Source organism: Campylobacter insulaenigrae NCTC 12927 (assembly GCF_000816185.1).
Lineage (GTDB): Bacteria > Campylobacterota > Campylobacteria > Campylobacterales > Campylobacteraceae > Campylobacter_D > Campylobacter_D insulaenigrae.
Window position 1 is genome coordinate 457582 of the sequence record NZ_CP007770.1, and the last position, 15216, is coordinate 472797.

Genomic DNA, 15216 nt, shown 5'->3' on the forward strand with positions numbered 1-15216 from the left:
TTGTAGCTAAAAGCCTATTAAGAAAAGCATAAAGTCAAATGAGGTTTTGTAATTTTAATTGTGATTTTAGTTTTACTTAATATGCTAAGATTGTGGCTTTGATCAATAAATAAGGAAAAAGTATGAAGATATCTAAATTTTGTTTAAAATTAGTAGCTGCTATGACATTAGTTTTTAGCATAAATGCAAATGCTTTGAGCGAAGGTAAAGAATATATAGTTTTAAAAAATCCAGTGCAAAATGCACAAAATTCTTTAATAGAAGTTTTTTCATATCGTTGCATACATTGTTATAATCATCATAAATTCAATACTCTTGCTAAAGTAAAAGAAGCTTTGCCAAATTTAAAATATGATCTTTTTTCTGTTAGTGCTATGAGTGAAAATGGAAAAGCTTTAAATGAGATGTTTGCTTTGGCTTCTTTTAAAGAAAAAGCTAATGGGTTAGATGGAGGGAGTAAGGATAGCTTGACGCATAAATTAGCTGATGTGTATTTTGTGAGTCATTTTGAAAATAAAATGCAATTAAGTGATGAAGAATTATTTTATAAAATAGGCTTAAATGCTATTGGAGCTTCTAAGAATGAATTAAAACAATTTTTAGATACTAAAGAAGCAAAAGAATTTTTAAATAATTATAAACTAGCTAATGAAATTGCTAAAACATATGGGACACCAGCTTTTGTGGTAAATGGAAAATATCAAATAAATCCTGAATACGTGACTTCTTTAGAAGAGCTAATTCGCATAGTAAAAGAACTTTCAAGTAAATAACTTTTTAATTTTAAAGAGAAATAATATGAAATTTTTAAAAGTAATTAGCCTGTTAGCTAGTATGGTGATGATTCCAAATTTTTCTTTAGCAGTGGGCGGAGCAAGTGGTGCAAAGGTGAATTGGCAAGTGCAAGGGCAAATTGGAGCTATTAAATTAAATCCTTATGGATTAGCACCACTAACTGCTGTTATTTTAGATGGGGGATATATTTTAAGTGATGTTAAAGTTAGTATTGTGCCAAAAGAAAATGGACAAGAAATAAGCTATAAAGTTGATGATAAAAAGCTTAAAACTTATGGCGGAATTCCTATATTTGGGCTTTATCCTTCGTATTTGAATACAATCAAAGTAAGCTATACTAAAAGTATTTTTGGTAAAAGTCAAAGAATAGAAGAAGAATACTATAAAGTCGCCACTTCTGGAGTGAATATAAAGCCAAGTGCTAACACAATGCAAAGAGGCGTGCCTTTTGAAAAAGTAGAAATTTTAAAAGTAGAAAAAGAATTTTCAGATAGGTTGTATTTAATCAACAATACTCCTGGTAAATTTAGTGGTTTGAGTTCTCAAGCAGTATGGAATAATCCAATCGGAGGAGCTTTAGAGTGGGATGAGGCTTCAAATGCTTTTATTATAGATACCAAAGGAGAACTTAGATGGTATTTAGATACTAACAAACTAATGGATTTTGACAATATTTATAAACGCGGTATTATGATGGGCTTTAGGCAAAATAAAGATGGAGCCTTGAGTTTTGGTTATGGGCAAAGATATGTAAAATATGATCTTTTAGGAAGAGAAATTTTTAACCGCATTTTGCCTGCTTCTTATATAGATTTTTCCCATTCTATGAGTGAAATGCCAAATGGAAATTATCTTTTAAGAGTGGCTATGGCAAATATTAAACGCCCTGATGGTAAGAATGTGCGTTCTGTGCGTGATGTGATTATAGAAGTAAATCAAAGTGGCGATGTAGTAGATGAGTGGAGGCTTTTTGAAATTTTAGATCCTTATCGAGCAAATGTTATTAAGGTACTTGATCAAGGTGCGGTGTGCTTGAATGTTGACGCATCAAAATCTGGTAAAACTTTAAGCGAAGAAGAGCTTTTAAAAATGGATACTAGTGATATTTTTGGAGATATAGCTGGCACGGGAATAGGGCGTAATTGGGCTCATGTAAATAGTGTTGATTATGATTTTAGTGATGATAGTATTATTATTTCAAGTCGCCACCAAAGCGCTGTTGTTAAAATAGGGCGTGATAAAAAAATAAAATGGATATTAGGAACGCATAAGGGTTGGAATGATAAATACAAAAATACACTTTTACAACCTATAGACAAAAATGGTAAAAAAATAATTTGCAAAGATGAATATAGCAAATGTGAAGGTTATGAAAATCAAGAAGGTGGTTTTGATTTTCCATGGACACAACATACAGCTTTTAAGATAGATGAAAAATCTAATAAAAAATACACATATTTGAGTGTTTTTGATAATGGTGATGCAAGGGGTTTAAGTCAGCCTGTGTTTGCAAATTTAAAATATTCTAGAGCTGTAATATATAAAATAGATCATAAAAATCAAACTGTAGAACAAATTTGGGAGTACGGAAAGCAAAGAGCTAATGAGTGGTTTTCACCTATTACTTCTTTAGTAGAGTATCAAAAAGATAAAGATTCTTTGTTGGTTTATAGTGCTAGTGCTGGTATGAGTTTTGATTTAAATAAAGGTGTAGCATTAGGCGAACCAAAACCTGAAATAGATGAATTTAAATGGGGTAAAAAAGAACCTTCAGTGCAAATTCGTTTGATTGGTTCTGGTATAGGGTATCAAGCAATGCCTATTGATTTGAATAAAGCATTTAATTAATAAGGGCAAAAGCCCTTATTTTATAAGTATCCTGCACTTAAAGCTAAAAAATATCCTGCTATACAAGAAGTAATAACTCCTATTAAACCTGGAATGATAAAGCTATGATTAATGACATATTTGCCTATTTTAGTAGTGCCTGATCTGTCAAATTGTATAGTAGCTAAGTCACTTGGATAAGTTGGTAAAATATAATATCCATAGCAAGCTGCTGCAAAAGCTATAATAATACCTGGTTCAACTCCTATGCCTAAAGCAAGTGGCACAAAAGCCGCTATTGCCGCTGCTTGAGAATTTACGAATTTAGATATTAGTAAAAGCATTAAAGCATAAGTCCAAGGGTGCTCTTTTACAATACTACCTAAAGATTCTTTCATCATAGGTGTATGAACTGCAAACATAGTATCTGCCATCCAAGAAATTCCAAAAACTGCTACGAGTGCTATCATACCTGATTTGAAAATTTCATTTTTAGCGATTTTGCTTGGATCTAGTTTTGTAAATATAATTAAAGCTGATCCTGCTAAAAGCATAAACATTTGTATAGTCACTACCATACTCATAGGTTTTACAGCTCCTTTTGCATTTGTAAATTGAGGTCTAAATTCTGGAAATGCTCCAAGTATAGCAACAATAGCAATAGCACCTAAAAATATCCACATAGCTATCCATTGAATAGTAGGTAATTTTTCTCCTAATAAAGTTTTGCTATCTCCATAAATATATTCTTTTTGTTCAGGATTTTTTAATCTTGCTTGAAATTCTTCATCTTTATCAAGATCTTTTCCTCTAAACCATGAAAAAATTCCAATGGCTAAAACACCTATAAGAGTAGAAGGTATAGTAATAGCTAATAAATCTACATATCCATCAAATCCTGCTAGTGGATGTTTGTTTAAATCAGGATTTAAAAGTAGTGCAGTTAAGCTTACAACGGCAACAGAAACAGGACTTGCAATAACTCCAAGTTGGCTTGATATACTTGAAGCTGCCATAGGTCTTTCAGGACGAATTCCGTTTTTTATAGCTATATCGTAAATAATAGGCATCATAGTATAAACAACATGCCCTGTTCCGCAAAGTATAGTTAAAAAACAAGTAACAAAAGGTGCTAATATGGTTAAGAATTTAGGATTTTTTCTCAAAATTTTTTCAGCAATTTGAAGCATTACATCTAAGCCACCGCTAGCTTGCAAGGTTGCACTTGCTACGACAACTGCTAAAATAGTAAGCATAACATCAATAGCAGGCTTTCCTGGTGCAACAGCAAAACCAAAGCTTAAAATTAATAAACCTATACCGCCTAATAAACCTAGAGCAATACCTCCTTTTTTTGCTCCATAAAAAAGACAAATAAGCACAACTATTAATTGGATACTAAATTGAACGCCTTCGCTAAGGCTTGTTAATATTTCCATCGCCATCTCCTTGTTTTTAAAATTAAACAAAGTATAATGCAATGAATATTAATAGTAAATAAAATATTTATAATTTTAAATAAATATTTACTAACATTAAAAAAAATGTTAGTAAATAGATTTATTGGTATTTTTTGAGAATATTTTTTAAAACTTTGTTAATTTTTTCAACAGAGGCTAATTCACATTTTTCATCAGTAGAATGAGGATGATAGATATTTGGACCTATAGAACAACATTCAAGCGGTTGTTTGCTTCCTATAACTCCACACTCTAATCCAGCATGTATGGCATATAACTTAGCTTCTAAATTTTCTTCTTCAAAACATTTTAGAATTTCTTCTGCAAATTTAGTATCTGTGTTTTCCCAAGGTGGATAAAAATTAGCACTACTTACTTGACAATTTGACATTTTAAAATAAGTTAATGTTTCAAACTCTATATTTTGGAGTTCTTCTAAATTATTTGACCTAGCAAAAAGTTCAAAATAAAATTTTCCTTCTTTTTCGTAAGCTAAAGAAAGATTAATACTAGTTTGTACTAAATTTAAATGAGAATTAAAGCTTCTAACACCTTGTGCAAAAGCATTAATAAGATCTAATACAACATTTGAATTTTTATAATAAGTTCTTTTAATTTTTCCAAGAGCTTTGATTTTAAAATATTGATTTTCTTTAGGAGGGGTTTTGAAAAATACTATAGCATTTGCGTGCTTAGGTATAGAATTGATTCTTTCACCTCCACGAAATTCACAAATTTCTCCGTTGTTTTGACTGATAAATCTAGCCATTTCTTTGATTGAACTTTTAATATTTTTAATAATATCAACTCCAGAATGCCCACCTTTAAAAGAGACAGCTTCTATTTCATAACATTGCTCTTCTTTTTCGTCCAAGATTAAGTCTAAATTTGCAAAAACATCAACACCACCAGCACACGAAACAACTATATCTTTATCATCTTCATGGTCTAAGTTTAAGAGTTTTTTTGATATGAGGGTTAATTCTAAATTATTTGCCCCACCAAGTCCAACTTCTTCATTGTTTGTAAAAAGGCATTCTATATTGTCATAATCTTTTAGAGCTTGCATCATTAAGGCAACGCCTATGCCATTATCTGCCCCAAGACTTGAATTTTTTGCTTTTAAAAAACCTTGTTCTTCGTAAATTTCTATTTTGGGTGCATCTCCCATGCAAACCATATCATAATGACTTTGCAAACAAATTTTAGGATTTCCTTTATAAACTTGTATATTGCCAGCTTTGTCAGTATTTACTATGCAGTTTTGATCCTTTGCATAGGAGATTAAGAAATCTTTTAGTTGATCGGTTTCATAACTACAATGAGGTATTTTAGCTATTTGTTTAAAATTTTGTATAATTTCTTCCATAATTTTTCCTTTTTTATAATATTATGACATATTTTATCTAGGTATGAAATGAAATTTTCTAAAAAACAAATAAAGCTTTTATTGGATTTATTAAAAGATCCTAAAAAAATTTTAATTATGGGATTTTTGATAGCTTTTGCTTATGTGTTAAATTATGATGTAAATTCATATGTGCAAGCAAAGGTAGTTGAGGTTATAGATGGGGATACTATAAGGGTTGTGGTAAATAATAAAGAGCAAAAAGTAAGATTATTTGGTATTGATGCTCCAGAAAAAAATCAAGCTTATGGACAAATATCAAAGAAATTTTTAAATGCTATCGTACTAAACAAAGAAGTTACTTTAAGTATCAAAGATGAAGATAAATATGGTAGAATTTTAGCTATTGTTTATTTAAATGATAAAGATATTAATCAAATTATGGTTAAAAATGGCTATGCATGGGCTTATGAACATTATAGTGATTTATATCTTAATATGCAAAATATAGCTAGAAGTGCTAAAAAAGGCTTGTGGGAAGATAAAAATCCTATAGAGCCTTATAAGTGGCGAAAGCAGATAAGGTTAAAATAAGATGTTTAAAAAAATTATTTTAGTATTTTTGATATTGTTTTTCAGTGGATGTTTTGTTAATGAAAGAGGAGTTTCAAATCGTTTTTATGATGATTGTAAAGAATATTATGATGCAAGCGGAATATACCATAAAGAATGCCCGCAAAATTGGATCGATTTGCCTTTAACCCCCGAGACTTTTGAGGGCAGCATTTAATTCAGCTTGAGAAGAATCTTTTTGAGAATTCTCTTGATTCTCCTGATTGTTGTTATTTAAATTTGTTTGAGTTTGTTTGAGTTTAAAAATATGTTCTTCAGTTGTTATAACTTGAAATGAAGCATCAAAAATTTTAATTTCATTTACAAAGCCAACTACTTTCACCTCTCTTTTTCTAGCATCATCACTAAACAAAGCATTAGCTTCAAGATTTAAAATATCACCAACTTTTAAAGGTGCATAAAAAAAACTTCTAGAACCTATTAATACGCTAAATTGCTTATTAATAGCAGCTTGTGCGATATAATTTGCAGCATTAAAAACAAAACCACTGTGGACTAATCCAAGATCATCTACTGCCATATCTCCTGTGGTAATTAATATGCCTTTAGCAAAATTTTTTTCTATGTGGGATATACTTCCTGCTAAGTTATTATTAATGTTTGGACAAGTAATAAGCTCTGTTTTGATGCGATTTAATTCTTCAGGATCTATTAGTTCTTCTATGCTAACTACATTCGCACTTTTTGCCATTTTAAACCTTTAATTTTACATACACTCTTCTTGGGGCAGGATAGCCCTCGCAAGTGAAATTTAAATCATTTTTATCTAAAAAACATTCTAAAGAATAAGAATCTATCCATTCTGTTTTTCTTTGTTCTTTAAAGTCTGTTTGTTTTGTAGCTAAAACTTCAAATTCACTAAAGCCAGCTTTGATACACCAATTTCTTAAACCCAATATCGACGGAATGAAAAAAATATTTGGTATTTTTGAATAAGTTTTTTGAGGAATAAGTGCAATTTCTCTTTCATCTTCTATATACATAGTGTCTAAAAACACTATACCATCTTTATTGAGAGATTGTTTAAGTTGCTTCAACATCATTACAGGATCGCTTCGATGATAAATTACCCCAAGACAAAAAATAACATCAAATTTAAAAGCATAATGTGGTACATCAGCTACACCTAATAATTCGTATTTTATGTGAGTTTTTGCTAGAGAATTTAATAATAAAAACTGAAGATAATATTTTATTGAAGGATCAAAACCTATGATTTTTTTTGGGTTAAATTCTAGCATTTTAAACATATAATAGCCATTATTACATCCAATATCTGCTACAATTTTATCTTTGATGCAAGGTATATAATCTTTTAATGTATTAAATTTAATGAAACTTTGCCATTCTGTATCGATAAAAAGTTCGTTAATCTTAAATGGTCCTTTGCGCCATGGTTTTAATTGTAAAGCTATACTTTTAATTTTTTCATCAAAATTTTTATCACATAAGATTTCAAAACTATCATTTATTTTTATTCGTGATTTTGAAATTTCTTTGTTTAAATCTTGAATTTCTTTATAAAGAGGATGATCTAGAGCTTGTTTTAATAAAGCATTGTTTTGCATGAATTTATTCGTTAAAACTCCCTTTTAAAAGAAGGGAGTTTTGTATTTATTGGAGTAAGCTTGCTAATTTTGTTTGTAGCATTATATTTGAATGAGCATTAGCAAACAAAAATGCATTTTCTTTTAAATAGTTTGCGTTAAAATCATTTACATTTTTAGCTAAGTCATTATTTTGCAGTTTGCTTTCAGCCTCTTTAGTGTTAATGCTAGTTTGCAAAGATGAATTAATATTTGCATTGATGCCATTAATACCAGCGCCAATATCTGCACGTAAAGTTCCTACTTGGTCAAGGAATTCATGAATCTTATCTTGATTTTCAAGACTAAGATCTGTTGTATTAGGTTGATTTAGATTGATATTTTCAACTCCAGAACCTACTACAAAATCCATACTTTGAAAAACATTCTTTCCATTAAAATTAGCATTTTCAAAAGCATCATTTATAGAATTTACTAGTCTAGTTGCTTCAGTATTTAATATACCTCTTTGTCTATCATTTAATGCAGCATTATTAGAACGAACTGAAAGTTCATTAAGTTTATCCGCTGTTAAAGATACGTTATTTAAAGTTGAATCTGCTATTTGTAAAATACCTATGGAATCATAAGCGTTTAAAATACCTTGATCTATAGTGCTATATTGATTTCTTAGTGAATCTGCTATAGCTAAATTTGCACTATCAGTACCATCAATGGCACGAATTGCAGCTATATTTGACAAAGCTTTTTCTTGATTTTTTTGTGCTTGATTAGCATACTGACTTGCTTGAGTTGATCCTACATCATTTATTTTCATCGCTTTGCTCCTTTTTTAAAGACTTGTTATATTATATCATTTTTTTTAAAATTTAGAAAAAATAAAGCAAGTTGGGAAAACATAATGATTTTCATCACAACTTCACTTGCCCCATGAATTTTTATAAATTCTTGAGTTTGTGTTGCTTCTTCTCCTAAATTTTGTGCTTGTAATACATAAGCACTAAAGTAAAATACAAAAAGCAAACTTAGTGCCAAAATAATTAAAGAAAGCATAAATTTAGAAAAATTTATTTTAAAAGAGTAATGTTTATTTTTAAAAGAAAAAAATTCTACCAATATAGATAAGATACTAACTCCAAGTAAAACATAATTAAATTTAATAAAAATATTTGTCATCAAAAGACCGCTTTGAAAATGAGTTAAAACTCCTTCGCCAATAAATTTTTCAGGGTAAAATATAGTAGGAGCTAAAAGCACACCTATGCTAATTTCTATGCCAATTAAACTTGCTAGTAAAAATAAATATACAGCTTTCATAAAAATATTCTCCTTAGATAAATTAATGGTGATTATAATTTAATACTTTAAATTATGTGCAACAAAAACTCTATCAAAACCATGATAGTCAGTAAAAAATTCAGCTTTAAAATTGTATTCATTTAAAATTTGAGCTAGAATTTCTTTTTGGTCATATCCAAATTCACAAGCTAGAATTTTGCATTTTTTATTTTTAGCAAAAATGATTATATCTTCTAATATCTCCCAACCTTTTTCACCGCCATATAAGGCATTATGTGGCTCGTTTTTTACCCATTTGTCTAAAGGATAAGAATTTTTTATATAAGGAGGATTTGAAAATATAAAATCATAGTTTGAACTCAAATTTTTAAAATCACAAAGTTTAAAATCAATATGATCTAACACTTGATGATATTTTGCGTTTTTTGTGGCAAGATTAAGTGCTAGAGGGTTTATATCACAAGCTTGAAGTGAAACTTTTTTTATTTTTGCCAAAGCAATACTTAAAATTCCACTTCCAAATCCTATTTCTAAAATATTTTTAAAATGATATTCATTTAAAAGATTTAGACATTTTTCTAATAAAATTTCACTATCAAAACGAGGAATTAAAATTCCATTTTCAATAAAAAAATCCATGCCATAAAAACTAGTTTTTTGAAAGATATACTCAAAAGGTTCCCCATTTAAAAAACGATCAACAAGTGTAAAAAATTTTCTTTCATTGATTAAAACATTTGGGTTTAAAAAAATCCAAGATTTATCTTTGTTTAAAAATTCACAGAGTATAAATACTATATGCTCTTTTTGAGATAAATCTTTAGTATAAGCTAATTCTAATGCTTTTTTTATAGGCATCATTGCAATGCTTTAATTCTATCATAAATGCAAGGATGACTTGAATAAAAGAACGTATACATTGGACTTGATTTTATAAAAGCTTTATTTTCTTTTGCAAGTGCTATTAGAGCATCTTTCATATCGTTTTTTGAACTTAATTCTGCCCCATGTAAATCAGCGTTAAATTCATTTTTTTGGCTCATTTTATTGATAAAAGGAGAAACAAAAAAAGTAAAAATATTTCCAAAAATTATTAATAAAGCAAAAACTCCAGCATTAACTTCATCAAGATGGCTTTGAATATAAAATGATTTTGGTAAATGTGCAAAAATAAAAAATAGAGCAAAAAGCATCAAAGCACTCATAAATAACATTTTTACTAGATCTTTATGCACAAAATGCCCAAGCTCGTGTCCTAAAACAGCTATAAGTTCATTTTCTTTTAAAGCTTTTAAAAGCGTATCAAAAAGTACAACTCTTTTGCTTTTAAAAAGTCCTCCAAAATAAGCATTCAATCTTTTATCTCTTTTGCTTGCATCGACGATATAAACACCATTGGCGCTAAAGCCAGATTTATGCATTAAATTAGTGATTTTTTCTAATAATTTTTCATCATCTAATTTTGTCATTTTATTAAATATAGGTGCTATAAAAGTAGGATAGATTAAGTTAATAATGATAATTATGCTAAAACTTAAGGCAAAAGCTACTATCCACCAATAATTACCAAAAAATTCAAAACAAAAGACTAAAGAATATATTATTAAAAAACCAAAAATAAGCATTAAAATCAAAGATTTTAAACTATCTTTTACGAAAAGTGTTAAAGTCATATTTGAAAAACCATGTTTTTTATCTTTAATAAAACTTTCATAATACCCTAAAGGTAAATTTAAAATACTAAGTATTAGCAAAAATGCAAGTAAAAATAGTGTATTTTCAAAGGTAGAATTTTCTTTTATAAAAAAATCTTTAAGATATAAAAATCCAAAACTTAGCCAAGCTATATTGACGATTAAATGGTAAATATTTGAAAATATTTTGTATTTTTCATTTTCTATAGCTATATTCGCTGCATTAATGTAATCATTTTCACTTAAAATTACTGCTTGTTTATTTCTCTCTTTTTTTATAAATTGAATTTGATTATAAGAAATATAAAGCGTAAATAGTGTATAAGTACATAAAATAAGTATTAGTGTCATAATTTTCCTTTTTTTATTTTTACAAATTGTAATCAAGCTAATAAAATAAGAGTTAATATCTTTATAAATTTTCACTTTTTTCTAAAATTTCAAAATATTCTTTTTCTAAATGTTCTAGATCTTGTTCAAGTATATTGAGTTGATTGTATAAAGAATTAACTCCTTGTTCTTGATAAATTTTAGGATCGCTTAGAGCATTTTTTATTTGCTTGATTTCTTCTTCAATTTTTTGAATTTTATCAGGATGAGAATTTAAAATTTCATTTTCTTTGTAGCTTAGTTTTTTGGTAGTTTTTTCTTTATTTTTTTGACCTTGATTTTCATTTGTAGTGAGATATTGAGAAAATTCTTTAAATTCTTTAAATTCTTTTTCATTTTCTAAGTATTCACTATATGAAATTACTTCTATGTTTATAGTTGAGTTGTCTTCAAAAGCATAAAGTTTTGTAGCTATTTTATCAACAAAATATCTATCATGAGATACTAATAAAATAGCTCCTTCGAAAGAAAGCAGGTATTCTTCTAAAATATTTATAGTAGCAATATCAAGATCATTTGTTGGTTCATCTAAAATTAAAGCATCATATTCTTTTGTAAAAAGCAAAGCCAAGGCAATTCTATTTTTCTCTCCACCACTTAATACACTCACGCTTTGATCTAAAAATTCCTTAGGAAATAAAAATTGTTTCAAATATCCATAAACATGCATATTTTTACCACGTACTTGAATGTGATCTCCACCATTGGGACAAAAAATTTCCAAAAGTGTTTTATCAGTGTTTAGCAAACTTCTACTTTGATCAAAATAACCTATTTTTATATCTCCTATTTTGATTTCTCCACTATCCAAAGGAAGTTGATTTAATAAAATTTTTAAGAAAGTGGATTTACCACAACCATTTTTTCCTACTATTGCGATACGTTCGCCTTGTAATATTCTGGTACTAAAATTTTGAAATAGTATTTTTTGGGAAATTGTTTTTGTGATATCTTTTAATTCAAAAAGCATTTTTTTACGATTTTGACTTTGTGTTTGATTAAAATTTTTACTAGCTCTTTTAATTTCAAGCTGTAAGCGTTTAATTGCGCTAGGGTTTTTTTTAGCTTCTTCGCGCATTTTTAATATACGTTCTTTACGACCTTCATTACGTTTGAGCCTTGCCTTTACACCTCTTTTTAGCCATTCTTCTTCACTTTTTAATTGCTTTAATAAAGTTTCGTGACTTTTAGATAAAGACGCTAAAATAGCAGCTTTTTTTTCTAAATATTGAGTATATCCACCTTCAAAAACACTTATTTTTCCCGCTTCAATCTCTACGCATTTTTGAGCTATAGCATCTATAAAATGTCTATCATGAGAAATAAAAATAACGCACATTTTAGAAGCTTTTAATCTTTCCTCTAAAAAACTACTCATGTAAACATCTAAATGATTTGTTGGTTCATCTAAAAGTAATATATCTGGGTTTTTTAATAATAATGTACAAAGTCCAACACGTCTAATTTCCCCTCCACTTAAAGAACAAAGAGGTCTATTTTCGTATTCTTTTAAACTAAATTCTTCTAAAATTCTTTGAATTTTTTGGTCTAAATTCCAAGCATCTTTTGAATCAATTAATAAACTTAAATCATCTACTTTTTTTAGGTATTCTTTATTATTAGGATCAAAAGATAATTTTTCATTGTAGGTTTCAAATTCACTCAAAGCATGATAAATTTCTTCTAATTCTTTTTTTATTGCCTGAGTCACACTTAAAGAACTTTCAAAACTAACGTGCTGGCTTAACATGGCAATACTTATATTATTTTGTTTAATTACTCTTCCAGCGTCTAATTTTAAAGTGCCTATGAGTGTTTTTAAAAAGCTTGACTTTCCTTCTCCATTTTTACCTATAATAGCTATTTTTTCGCCTAAATTTGCACTAAAATTTGCATTTTCTAAGATGATTTTTGTATTAAATTTTTTATTTGCATCTATTAAGTCAATTAGAGCCAAAATTATTCCCTGATATTTTTTCGGAATTTTACTTTAAAAAAATATTAATTTTGCTTAAATACAATTACGTAATGAGAATAATAATTTTTTTTAGTGTGTTAATACTTTTTTTTATATTAGCTAATGTATATGTTTATAAAAGATTTTTAAGTAGAGTTGATTTTTTATCAAATTATAAAACTAGTTTGAAAATTCTTATAGTTTTCATTTTTTGTATGGAAATGATCTTTTTTGCCAGTATGCGTACAGAATTTTTAAATGAAAGATTTTATTATATTTTAGCTATTTTTCCAACTATTACTTGTTTTTTATTACTTTTTGCTATATTGTTTGAAGTAGGACATTGGATATTTTTCAATGAAAAAAAGCAAATTTTTAATATTCAAAGAAGAAAATTTTTAAAACTTATTTTTGATTCTTGGTTTGTTATACTTAGTGTGAGTATGATTTTTAAAGGCTTTGTTAATGCTGTGAGTTTGCCAAAAGTAAAGCATATAGATATAAAAAATACAAAGCTTAAAGAAAATATAAATATAGCTTTGATTTCTGATGTGCACTTGGGGAAAAATTTAGGAAAAGAATTTTTACAAGGTTTAATTGATAAAGTTAATGCTTTGAATGCTGATATGGTGATTATTGCAGGTGATTTAATAGATACTAATATTGACAATATAGATTATCTTGATATTTTAGAAAATTTTAAATCAAAATATGGAACTTATTATGTATATGGTAATCATGAATATTATAATGATTTTGATAAAATTAGTGATAGATTAAGAAAGTTGAAAAATTTTACAATTTTAGAAGATGAGGTTGTTAAATTCGAGAATTTTGTCTTGGGTGGTACTTTAGATCTTAGTGCTGAATATTTAGGATATAAAAAGAGTGATATTTCAAAGATTACACAACAAATAAATGAAGATAAATTTAATATCTTAATTACGCATCAGCCAAAATATGTGAAGATGAATAATGTAGAAAATTTTGACTTAATTTTGTCAGGTCATACTCATGCTGGTCAGATATTTCCTTTTTCTTTACTAGTTTTACTAGAACAAGGATATGTGTATGGATTGTATCAACTTAGTAAAAAAACTTTATTATATGTAAGTAGTGGAGCTGGTTTTTGGGGTCCTGCGTTAAGATTTTTAGCACCTAGTGAAATAGCTTTTTTGCGGTTAAAAGGAGAATAAGTGGCATTAAGTAATAATATATCGAAAATTTTTGGAATTATAGCTGGAATTAAATTTCCACAATTTATACAAAGAAATATCAATAAGGCTTATATAAAAGCTTTTGATATAAATATGAGCGAATTTGATTCTTATGAAAAATATGATAGTTTAAATGCTTTGTTTACTAGAACATTACAAAATGAAAGAAGTCTAGATGATGGTTTTATAAGTCCGAGTGATGGCAAAATTTTAGAACTTGGAGATAGTTTTCAAAATAATTTAAAATACAATATCGCTCTTAGTATCAAAGGATCAAGTTATGATATACAAGATCTTTTAAAACAAGCGGCGACAAAAGAAGAGCTAGAAAATGGAGTAGATTATGTAAATATTTATCTCTCTCCAAGAGATTATCATCATTATCATGCTCCTTGTGATATGAAAATTTTAAGTGCTAGTTATGTTAGTGGGGCTTTGTTTAGTGTTAGCGAATCAAAACTAGCAAAAATAGCAAATCTTTATGTTAAAAATGAAAGAGTTGTTGTAAAAGCTTTAGTAAATGATAAATTTATTCTTTGGATGGTCTTTGTGGGTGCTTTAAATGTAGGCAAAATGAAATTTACATTTGATTCTAGCATACAAACAAACGCATCAAGCTATGATTTTACGCATACTTATGAAAATCTTTTTATAAAGAAAGGTCAAAAATTGGGCAATTTTGAGCTTGGTTCTACTATAGTTTTAATTTCTGAACAAGGATATTTAAAATGGAATAAAAAAGCTTATGAGGATGTTAAATTTTCTAAAAATTTAGCTACTTTTATTTAATCTTCATTAGCTACTTTATATAAAAAGGCAAAAATTTCTGCTACTGCTTTGTACATATTAGGCGGGATTTCATCGCCTAGATCAAGTTTGCTTAAAACTTCTACTAAGTCTTTATCTTCTTTTATGGGTATGCCATTTTCTTTCGCTAAAGAAATGATTTTGGTGGCATTTTCTCCTTTGGCATTAGCTAAGATTTTTGGAGCATTTTGTTCTTCTTTTTTATAACCTAATGCAACTGCTTTTTTTATTTTTTTTGTCAT

Annotated in this window: 16 protein-coding genes; 6 read left to right on the forward strand and 10 right to left on the reverse strand. The window is 28.0% G+C overall.

Annotated features, from left to right (window positions below; all coding sequences use genetic code 11):
- Positions 1 to 128 precede the first annotated feature (128 nt).
- Both CINS_RS02405 and CINS_RS02410 read left to right on the forward strand, forming a co-directional pair.
- Positions 129 to 773, forward strand: coding sequence for a thiol:disulfide interchange protein DsbA/DsbL (locus tag CINS_RS02405; protein WP_373274105.1), 645 nt, complete (start codon positions 129 to 131; stop codon positions 771 to 773).
- 25 nt (positions 774 to 798) lie between these two features.
- A complete protein-coding gene (locus CINS_RS02410; protein WP_039649535.1) occupies positions 799 to 2643 on the forward strand; it encodes an aryl-sulfate sulfotransferase in 1845 nt (614 codons plus the stop codon).
- 20 nt (positions 2644 to 2663) lie between these two features.
- Here CINS_RS02410 and CINS_RS02415 read toward each other — a convergent pair whose 3' ends face one another.
- Complete coding sequence (locus CINS_RS02415; protein WP_039649537.1) at positions 2664 to 4061, reverse strand: anaerobic C4-dicarboxylate transporter; 1398 nt, start codon at positions 4059 to 4061, stop codon at positions 2664 to 2666.
- A gap of 121 nt (positions 4062 to 4182) precedes the next feature.
- Positions 4183 to 5451: a M20/M25/M40 family metallo-hydrolase gene (locus CINS_RS02420; protein ID WP_039649540.1), complete on the reverse strand. Its 1269-nt coding sequence runs from the start codon at positions 5449 to 5451 to the stop codon at positions 4183 to 4185.
- A gap of 48 nt (positions 5452 to 5499) precedes the next feature.
- On the opposite strand from CINS_RS02420, the gene CINS_RS02425 reads away from it, so the two are divergent.
- Positions 5500 to 6024, forward strand: coding sequence for a thermonuclease family protein (locus CINS_RS02425; RefSeq protein WP_039649542.1), 525 nt, complete (start codon positions 5500 to 5502; stop codon positions 6022 to 6024).
- A gap of 1 nt (position 6025) precedes the next feature.
- Positions 6026 to 6220, forward strand: a complete 195-nt coding sequence (locus tag CINS_RS02430; RefSeq protein ID WP_039649543.1) for a hypothetical protein — start codon at positions 6026 to 6028, stop codon at positions 6218 to 6220.
- Here the strand turns inward: CINS_RS02430 and CINS_RS02435 are convergent.
- The 7 genes from CINS_RS02435 to abc-f all read right to left on the reverse strand — a co-directional run bounded on the left by CINS_RS02435 (position 6188) and on the right by abc-f (position 12950).
- A complete protein-coding gene (locus CINS_RS02435) occupies positions 6188 to 6754 on the reverse strand; it encodes a hypothetical protein (RefSeq protein ID WP_039649544.1) in 567 nt (188 codons plus the stop codon). The two genes, CINS_RS02430 and CINS_RS02435, sit on opposite strands and share 33 nt — an antisense overlap.
- Position 6755: 1 nt before the next feature.
- On the reverse strand, positions 6756 to 7631 hold the full coding sequence (gene cmoB, locus CINS_RS02440; protein WP_039649546.1) for a tRNA 5-methoxyuridine(34)/uridine 5-oxyacetic acid(34) synthase CmoB: 876 nt from the start codon (positions 7629 to 7631) through the stop codon (positions 6756 to 6758).
- A 46-nt stretch (positions 7632 to 7677) separates the two neighbouring features.
- On the reverse strand, positions 7678 to 8427 hold the full coding sequence (locus CINS_RS02445; RefSeq protein ID WP_039649548.1) for a flagellin: 750 nt from the start codon (positions 8425 to 8427) through the stop codon (positions 7678 to 7680).
- Positions 8428 to 8453: 26 nt separating this feature from the next.
- Entirely contained in the window at positions 8454 to 8927 is a 474-nt protein-coding gene (locus CINS_RS02450) for a DUF4149 domain-containing protein (protein ID WP_039649549.1), read from the reverse strand.
- 39 nt (positions 8928 to 8966) lie between these two features.
- On the reverse strand, positions 8967 to 9767 hold the full coding sequence (locus CINS_RS02455) for a HemK/PrmC family methyltransferase (RefSeq protein ID WP_039651318.1): 801 nt from the start codon (positions 9765 to 9767) through the stop codon (positions 8967 to 8969).
- Positions 9767 to 10954, reverse strand: coding sequence for a M48 family metallopeptidase (locus CINS_RS02460; RefSeq protein ID WP_039649551.1), 1188 nt, complete (start codon positions 10952 to 10954; stop codon positions 9767 to 9769). The genes CINS_RS02455 and CINS_RS02460 overlap by 1 nt, the downstream gene beginning before the upstream one ends.
- A gap of 61 nt (positions 10955 to 11015) precedes the next feature.
- Complete coding sequence (abc-f, locus tag CINS_RS02465; RefSeq protein ID WP_039649553.1) at positions 11016 to 12950, reverse strand: ribosomal protection-like ABC-F family protein; 1935 nt, start codon at positions 12948 to 12950, stop codon at positions 11016 to 11018.
- A gap of 71 nt (positions 12951 to 13021) precedes the next feature.
- Here abc-f and CINS_RS02470 point away from each other — a divergent pair, with 71 nt between their 5' ends.
- Both CINS_RS02470 and CINS_RS02475 read left to right on the forward strand, forming a co-directional pair.
- The gene (locus CINS_RS02470; protein WP_039649554.1) at positions 13022 to 14146 is read left to right on the forward strand and encodes a metallophosphoesterase; all 1125 of its coding nucleotides are present in this window, start codon (positions 13022 to 13024) and stop codon (positions 14144 to 14146) included.
- Positions 14147 to 14956 (forward strand): phosphatidylserine decarboxylase, encoded by an 810-nt coding sequence (locus tag CINS_RS02475; protein ID WP_039649556.1) that lies wholly within the window; start codon positions 14147 to 14149, stop codon positions 14954 to 14956. It abuts the gene before it with no gap.
- Here the strand turns inward: CINS_RS02475 and CINS_RS02480 are convergent.
- Positions 14953 to 15216, reverse strand: coding sequence for a FlhB-like flagellar biosynthesis protein (locus CINS_RS02480; protein WP_039649558.1), 264 nt, complete (start codon positions 15214 to 15216; stop codon positions 14953 to 14955). The genes CINS_RS02475 and CINS_RS02480 overlap by 4 nt on opposite strands.

Coding starts and splice junctions, on each gene's coding strand:
- CINS_RS02410 (WP_039649535.1), top strand. CDS start 799: ATGAAATTTTTAAAAGTAATTAGCCTGTTAGCTAGTATGGTGATGATT.
- CINS_RS02415 (WP_039649537.1), bottom strand. CDS start 4,061: ATGGAAATATTAACAAGCCTTAGCGAAGGCGTTCAATTTAGTATCCAA.
- CINS_RS02420 (WP_039649540.1), bottom strand. CDS start 5,451: ATGGAAGAAATTATACAAAATTTTAAACAAATAGCTAAAATACCTCAT.
- CINS_RS02425 (WP_039649542.1), top strand. CDS start 5,500: ATGAAATTTTCTAAAAAACAAATAAAGCTTTTATTGGATTTATTAAAA.
- CINS_RS02430 (WP_039649543.1), top strand. CDS start 6,026: ATGTTTAAAAAAATTATTTTAGTATTTTTGATATTGTTTTTCAGTGGA.
- CINS_RS02435 (WP_039649544.1), bottom strand. CDS start 6,754: ATGGCAAAAAGTGCGAATGTAGTTAGCATAGAAGAACTAATAGATCCT.
- cmoB (WP_039649546.1), bottom strand. CDS start 7,631: ATGCAAAACAATGCTTTATTAAAACAAGCTCTAGATCATCCTCTTTAT.
- CINS_RS02445 (WP_039649548.1), bottom strand. CDS start 8,427: ATGAAAATAAATGATGTAGGATCAACTCAAGCAAGTCAGTATGCTAAT.
- CINS_RS02450 (WP_039649549.1), bottom strand. CDS start 8,927: ATGAAAGCTGTATATTTATTTTTACTAGCAAGTTTAATTGGCATAGAA.
- CINS_RS02455 (WP_039651318.1), bottom strand. CDS start 9,767: ATGCCTATAAAAAAAGCATTAGAATTAGCTTATACTAAAGATTTATCT.
- CINS_RS02460 (WP_039649551.1), bottom strand. CDS start 10,954: ATGACACTAATACTTATTTTATGTACTTATACACTATTTACGCTTTAT.
- CINS_RS02470 (WP_039649554.1), top strand. CDS start 13,022: ATGAGAATAATAATTTTTTTTAGTGTGTTAATACTTTTTTTTATATTA.
- CINS_RS02480 (WP_039649558.1), bottom strand. CDS start 15,216: ATGACAAAAAAAATAAAAAAAGCAGTTGCATTAGGTTATAAAAAAGAA.